At 47.9% G+C, this 5560-nt stretch carries 6 protein-coding genes; 5 read left to right on the top strand and 1 reads right to left on the bottom strand.

Annotated features, from left to right (window positions below):
- Nucleotides 1-180 precede the first annotated feature (180 nt).
- Genes xseB through folE2 form a run of 4 tightly spaced genes read left to right on the top strand, consistent with a single transcriptional unit; the run spans nucleotide 181 to nucleotide 4104 of the window.
- Nucleotides 181-414 carry an exodeoxyribonuclease VII small subunit gene (gene xseB, locus B7X71_RS11195; RefSeq protein ID WP_293600764.1) on the top strand — a complete coding sequence of 78 codons (234 nt, stop codon included), beginning with the start codon at nucleotides 181-183 and terminating at the stop codon, nucleotides 412-414.
- A 31-nt stretch (nucleotides 415-445) separates the two neighbouring features.
- Nucleotides 446-1330, top strand: a complete 885-nt coding sequence (locus B7X71_RS11200; protein ID WP_293600768.1) for a farnesyl diphosphate synthase — start codon at nucleotides 446-448, stop codon at nucleotides 1328-1330.
- Between the two features lie 16 nt (nucleotides 1331-1346).
- Complete coding sequence (gene dxs, locus B7X71_RS11205; protein WP_293600765.1) at nucleotides 1347-3251, top strand: 1-deoxy-D-xylulose-5-phosphate synthase; 1905 nt, start codon at nucleotides 1347-1349, stop codon at nucleotides 3249-3251.
- Between the two features lie 25 nt (nucleotides 3252-3276).
- Nucleotides 3277-4104 (top strand): GTP cyclohydrolase FolE2, encoded by an 828-nt coding sequence (gene folE2, locus B7X71_RS11210; RefSeq protein ID WP_293600766.1) that lies wholly within the window; start codon nucleotides 3277-3279, stop codon nucleotides 4102-4104.
- Nucleotides 4105-4126: 22 nt separating this feature from the next.
- On the opposite strand, the gene tsaD is transcribed toward folE2, so the two are convergent.
- Nucleotides 4127-5200 carry a tRNA (adenosine(37)-N6)-threonylcarbamoyltransferase complex transferase subunit TsaD gene (gene tsaD / locus B7X71_RS11215; RefSeq protein WP_293600767.1) on the bottom strand — a complete coding sequence of 358 codons (1074 nt, stop codon included), beginning with the start codon at nucleotides 5198-5200 and terminating at the stop codon, nucleotides 4127-4129.
- Between the two features lie 78 nt (nucleotides 5201-5278).
- Between tsaD and rpsU the strand changes: the two genes are divergently transcribed.
- Nucleotides 5279-5491: a 30S ribosomal protein S21 gene (rpsU, locus tag B7X71_RS11220; RefSeq protein ID WP_011903537.1), complete on the top strand. Its 213-nt coding sequence runs from the start codon at nucleotides 5279-5281 to the stop codon at nucleotides 5489-5491.
- Nucleotides 5492-5560 lie beyond the last annotated feature (69 nt).

The raw sequence follows: 5560 nt of genomic DNA on the forward strand, positions 1-5560 counted from the left end.
GGTAGCCAGATTAGTCATTCTCCCCACCCCCGAAAACGTCAGCCGAAGCTAAGCGGAATAACCAATCCAACCATCGACGGATCGATATTGGAAAGGAAGTAGGGGATTATACCCATCTGACCCTCGTCTCGCTTTAATATGTAGGGCTATATCTGCAAGAAATTTGAAGGAAATAAGCCAATGCCAGCAAAGAAATCTGAGAGTCAGAAACCCGGTCTTGAGGTTCAAATTGACCCTAACTTGCATTATGAGCAGGCTGTAAAGGAGCTAGAAAAGCTCATTTCTGACATGGAGTCAGGTAAATTCTCCCTGGAGGAGACGCTTTTAGCCTATCAACGCGGCGCAGCACTTTTGAAGCATTGCCAAGCCATGCTGGCTCAAGTTGAGCAGCAAGTTCGGGTATTCGAAGCGTAAGCCGCACTGAGATTTGGCCTTTATGAACAACATGCTTTCATTCGAGGATTGGGTTCGGGCTCACGGGCTGCGAACTGAATTGGCTTTAGAGAACCTGCTGGATGCTACCAATGCTAATCCTGCGCGCTTGCATGAAGCCATGCGTTATGCCGCCCAAGGCGGTGGCAAACGTATTCGTCCCTTATTGGTCTATGCCGCCGGCGCGTTGAGTGATGACGCAAATCAAAATGCATTGGATGCTGCTGCAGTGGCAATTGAATGTATTCATGCTTATTCATTGGTACACGATGACTTGCCTTGCATGGATGATGATGATTTGCGCCGTGGCCGACCTACGGTGCATAAGGCTTATGACGAAGCGACTGCCTTATTGGTTGGTGACGCATTGCAAACTCGTGCATTTGAAGTCTTGGCAAACGCACAGTGCGATACCGATATTCGCTTAGTCATGATCAGTGCATTAGCTAGTGCATCTGGTTCACGCGGTATGGCTGGTGGGCAGGCGATTGATCTAGAAAGCGTGGGCAAGAAATTAGACCTTGCTGGCTTAAAGCAAATGCATGCGATGAAAACAGGGGCTTTGCTTTCTTGTTCAGTGCAGATGGGTGGTATTGCTGCCAAACTCAATTTAACTCAAATGCAGTATCTCCAAAATTACTCTGAAGCCTTAGGTTTAGCCTTTCAAATTGTGGACGATGTCCTCGATGCCACTGCAGATAGTCAAACCTTGGGTAAAACTGCTGGGAAAGACGCTGCCAATGACAAGCCAACCTATGTGACCTTGATGGGTTTAGACTATGCACAGAAAGCAGCAAAAGATTTGCAAGAAGCGGCAACTGCTAGCTTAGAGAGTTTTGGCGCTAAAGCCCAAGCCCTAAAAGATTTGGCTCTGTTGGTGGTTAATAGAGGCAAATAAGATTACTGAAGATTTGATGACTTTAAATTCCATTCACTCCCCCGTAGATTTAAAAAAACTTCCTCGTGAGCAGCTTCCTGCACTCGCAGATGAGTTGCGTAAGTTTGTATTGGATTCTGTTTCAAAAACGGGCGGACACCTTTCCTCTAATTTAGGAACGGTTGAGTTATCGATTGCGCTGCACTATGTATTTGATACGCCCGCAGACAGAATTGTGTGGGATGTGGGTCATCAAAGTTATCCACACAAAATTTTGACTGGTCGTCGTGAGCGCATGGGTACTTTGCGTCAGTTCGATGGTTTGTCTGGTTTTCCACGTCGCGCTGAGAGTGAATACGATGCCTTTGGCACCGGCCACTCTTCTACAAGTATTTCAGCGGCGATGGGTATGGCGCGTGCTTTTCAAACCAAGGGTGAGAAGCAAGTTGCCGTTGCTGTGATTGGTGATAGTGCGATGACTGGCGGTATGGCATTTGAAGCCATGAACAATGCGGGTGTGTATGACGACTTGCCATTAGTGGTGATTCTGAATGACAACGATATGTCTATTTCGCCAGCAGTAGGTGCGCTCAATCGACATCTTGCTAGATTATTGAGTGGCAATATTTACTCGGCCACTAAGAAGGGTATTGATAGCGTTTTATCCATTGCCCCTCCTTTACGTGAGTTTGCTAAACGCTTAGAAGATCATGCCAAGGGCATGGTATCGCCATCCACCATTTTTCAAGAGTTTGGCTTTAACTACTTCGGGCCAATTGATGGTCACGATTTAGATGCTCTTATTCCGATGCTGCAAAACGTACGCCGCTTAGCACTCGAGGGCCGTGGCCCGCAGTTCTTGCATGTGGTGACACGGAAGGGCCAGGGCTATGAGTTGGCCGAAGCGGATCCAGTCCTGTATCACGGGCCAAGCAAATTCAATCCAGAAGAGGGCGTGAAGAAATCCGTCACCCCATCTCAAAAAACTTTTACTCAAGTCTTTGGTGAATGGCTGTGCGATATGGCGCACGCCGATCCATTGCTGATTGGTATTACGCCAGCAATGCGTGAAGGCTCTGGCCTCGTTGAGTTTGAAAAGAATTTCCCGAAGCGTTATTACGATGTGGGTATTGCTGAACAGCATGCAGTGACTTTTGCTGCCGGTATGGCATGCGAGGGTATGAAGCCAGTCGTCGCGATCTATTCAACCTTCTTACAACGCGCTTACGATCAACTCATTCATGATGTGGCAATTCAGGATTTGCCGGTTCTGTTTGCATTGGATCGTGCGGGTTTAGTTGGTGCTGATGGCGCGACACATGCAGGCGCATATGACATTCCATTCTTACGCTGCATTCCAAATATGTTGGTATTGACGCCAGCAGATGAAGCAGAGTGTCGTGATTTGTTGACGACAGCCTTCCATCAGCCTCATCCAAGTGCGGTGCGTTATCCACGCGGTGCTGGTGTTGGAACTATTCCTTCAAAAGAATTGCGCACCGTGCCCTTGGGTAAAGGCGAATTACGCCGTAAATCCAAGGCACCTGCTGGTCAACGCATAGCGATTTTAGCTTTTGGTACTTTGCTTTATCCGGCGCTTGAAGTGGCTGAGCAAATCGACGCCTCCGTTGCCAATATGCGTTTTGTAAAGCCATTGGATCTGGAGCTTCTCAAATCCTTGGCGCAAGACCATGATTATTTTGTGACGATTGAGGATGGCGCTATTCAGGGTGGAGCTGGTAGTGCGTGCTTAGAGGCGCTCTCTGCGATGGGTGTCAATAAACCCCTATTGCAATTAGGTCTTCCAGATGAATTCGTGGAGCATGGCGATTACAAACTCTTGATGAGTAAATGCGGCCTTGATTCTGAGGGGATTGCAAAGGCTATTTCCCTGCGTTTTCCAGCTAAAACCGCTTTAAATCCGGTGACCTTGGGCAAATAAGTCATTTTTGCCTGAAAATAGAGCCATGAACGACATCAACACCGCCTTTCTCAAACCGCAAGCAATGCCGGACATTCAGTCCTCGCATGACGAGCGTGCTTTGCCAATCGAGCAGGTAGGCATTCGAGGATTGCGTCATCCATTGAGCATTCGTACTCAGACAGGTGTCATGCCAGCTGTTGGTAATTTTGAAATGGATGTAGCTTTGCCTGCGCATGTGAAGGGCACGCACATGTCCCGTTTCATTGCGCTTTTGCAAAAACACAATGAACCGATTGATAGTGCATCTGTAGTTGCCATGGTGCGCGAGATGTTGCCGCTACTCAATGCAACAGAAGGTCGCATTCAATTTACGTATACGCACTTTGTTAAAAAAGCTGCACCAGTATCTGGTGTTGAAAGCTTGATGGATTACGAAGTGACTTGGACTGCCAAGGCAAAGCAAAGTACTGCTAGATCTATTGATGTTGAATTAAGGCTTCGTGCTTTAGTTCCAGTGATGAGTTTGTGCCCTTGTTCTAAAGAGATTTCTGAATATGGTGCACATAATCAACGCTCACACGTAACGATGTCTGTTGAGCTTGATCCACAGACGAAGATGACAGTGGAAGATTTAGTTGCAGCCGCTGAGAGCCAAGCCTCTAGCGAGCTGTGGGGCTTACTCAAGCGCCCTGATGAGAAGTGGGTTACTGAGCGCGCGTATGACAATCCGAAGTTTGTGGAAGACTTAGTGCGTGATGTGGCTGGCCAACTTAAAGGCGATGATCGTATTTTGTCTTTAGTAGTTGAAGCTGAAAACTTTGAATCGATTCACAATCACAGCGCCTACGCCAAAATTAGTCTGACTAAATAAGCAGCGACAAAACGAGAGTTACTTAAGCGAGATTATTACTCGCCAAATCCCAACGGGGTTTGATATCAAAAGCACCCGAAGTAGTTGAGCCATTATTTTCTGCCAACATGCGCAGTGCTCCAGCAAAAGCAATCATCACGCCGTTATCGGTGCAGAGATCGACTGGCGGGTAGTGCACTTCAAATCGATTCTTCTTGGCGCTGGCATTGAGAGCAGCACGTAATTGCAAATTGGCTCCCACGCCACCAGCCAGTACCAAATGTTTGCAGCCCGTTTGCTTGAGCGCTTTCTCGGATTTGCTGACTAACACTGCTACCAAGGAATCGACAAAGCTGCGTGCTAAATCCGCATGAAATGTTGCAATCTCAGTAGGATCTGAAATTCCGAGTGCCTCAAACTTTTTAACTTGATTGAGAACAGCTGTTTTGAGTCCGGAGAAAGAAAAATCCAAATCCCCTGAATGCAACATCGGTTTGGGTAGATCAAAGCGTCCGGATTGTCCTTTTTCTGCCAATTTGGAGATGGCAGCACCCCCGGGGTAGTCCAAACCTAATAATTTGGCCGTTTTATCAAAGGCTTCGCCAGCAGCGTCATCCAGGGTTTCGCCTAGAAGTTGGTATTTACCAACCCCGCTGACCAGCATTAACTGAGTATGTCCGCCTGAGACTAGAAGAGCAATAAATGGGAATTCCGGTACCGAAACCCCTAAAAGCGGGGAAAGCAGGTGTCCTTCAAGGTGGTGCACCCCAATGGAGGGCAAATTGAGGCCTTGAGCCAGGGATTTGGCAAAAGCACTGCCTACAAGCAGGGCGCCAGCTAAGCCTGGGCCTTGGGTGTAGGCGACAGCATCAATATCCTTTAATTTGAGCCCAGCCTCATGCAAAGCATCGCCCAAAAGGGGTAAAGCCCGCCTTATATGGTCTCTGGAGGCTAATTCTGGAACAACCCCGCCATAGTCTCGGTGCATCGCTATTTGGGAGTGCAGGGCCTGTCCCAGGATACCCTGATGGGCTGGAGCGTGGTTTTCCCAGGGGGAGGTGTCATAAACAGCCACCCCGGTCTCGTCACAAGAAGTTTCTATGCCTAAAACAATCATTTTTTTGCTTGGTCGTGCTAGAATCGCGTTTCAGTTAATTTTTTCGATATTTTTCGAGCATATACGAGTTAAACAAGTATGACTACAGTCCGCCTCCGTGAGAACGAACCTTTTGAAGTGGCATTGCGCCGTTTCAAGCGCACCATTGAAAAAAATGGTCTTTTGACAGACTTGCGTGCCCGCGAGTTCTACGAGAAGCCAACGGCTGAACGTAAGCGTAAAAAGGCCGCTGCTGCTAAACGCCATTACAAGCGTATTCGCAGCCAGATGTTGCCTAAAAAGCTTTACTAATCGAATTTAAAAGCTCTCCTCACCGAGAGGCTTTGAAACCCGCTGACGGTGAAACGCAGCGGGTTTTTG

It is taken from the genome of Polynucleobacter sp. 39-46-10, from assembly GCF_002282275.1.

Bases quoted from the DNA above. Each gene is read 5' to 3' on its own strand.
- xseB (WP_293600764.1), top strand. From the start codon at position 181: ATGCCAGCAAAGAAATCTGAGAGTCAGAAACCCGGTCTTGAGGTTCAA.
- B7X71_RS11200 (WP_293600768.1), top strand. From the start codon at position 446: ATGCTTTCATTCGAGGATTGGGTTCGGGCTCACGGGCTGCGAACTGAA.
- dxs (WP_293600765.1), top strand. From the start codon at position 1,347: ATGACTTTAAATTCCATTCACTCCCCCGTAGATTTAAAAAAACTTCCT.
- folE2 (WP_293600766.1), top strand. From the start codon at position 3,277: ATGAACGACATCAACACCGCCTTTCTCAAACCGCAAGCAATGCCGGAC.
- tsaD (WP_293600767.1), bottom strand. From the start codon at position 5,200: ATGATTGTTTTAGGCATAGAAACTTCTTGTGACGAGACCGGGGTGGCT.
- rpsU (WP_011903537.1), top strand. From the start codon at position 5,279: ATGACTACAGTCCGCCTCCGTGAGAACGAACCTTTTGAAGTGGCATTG.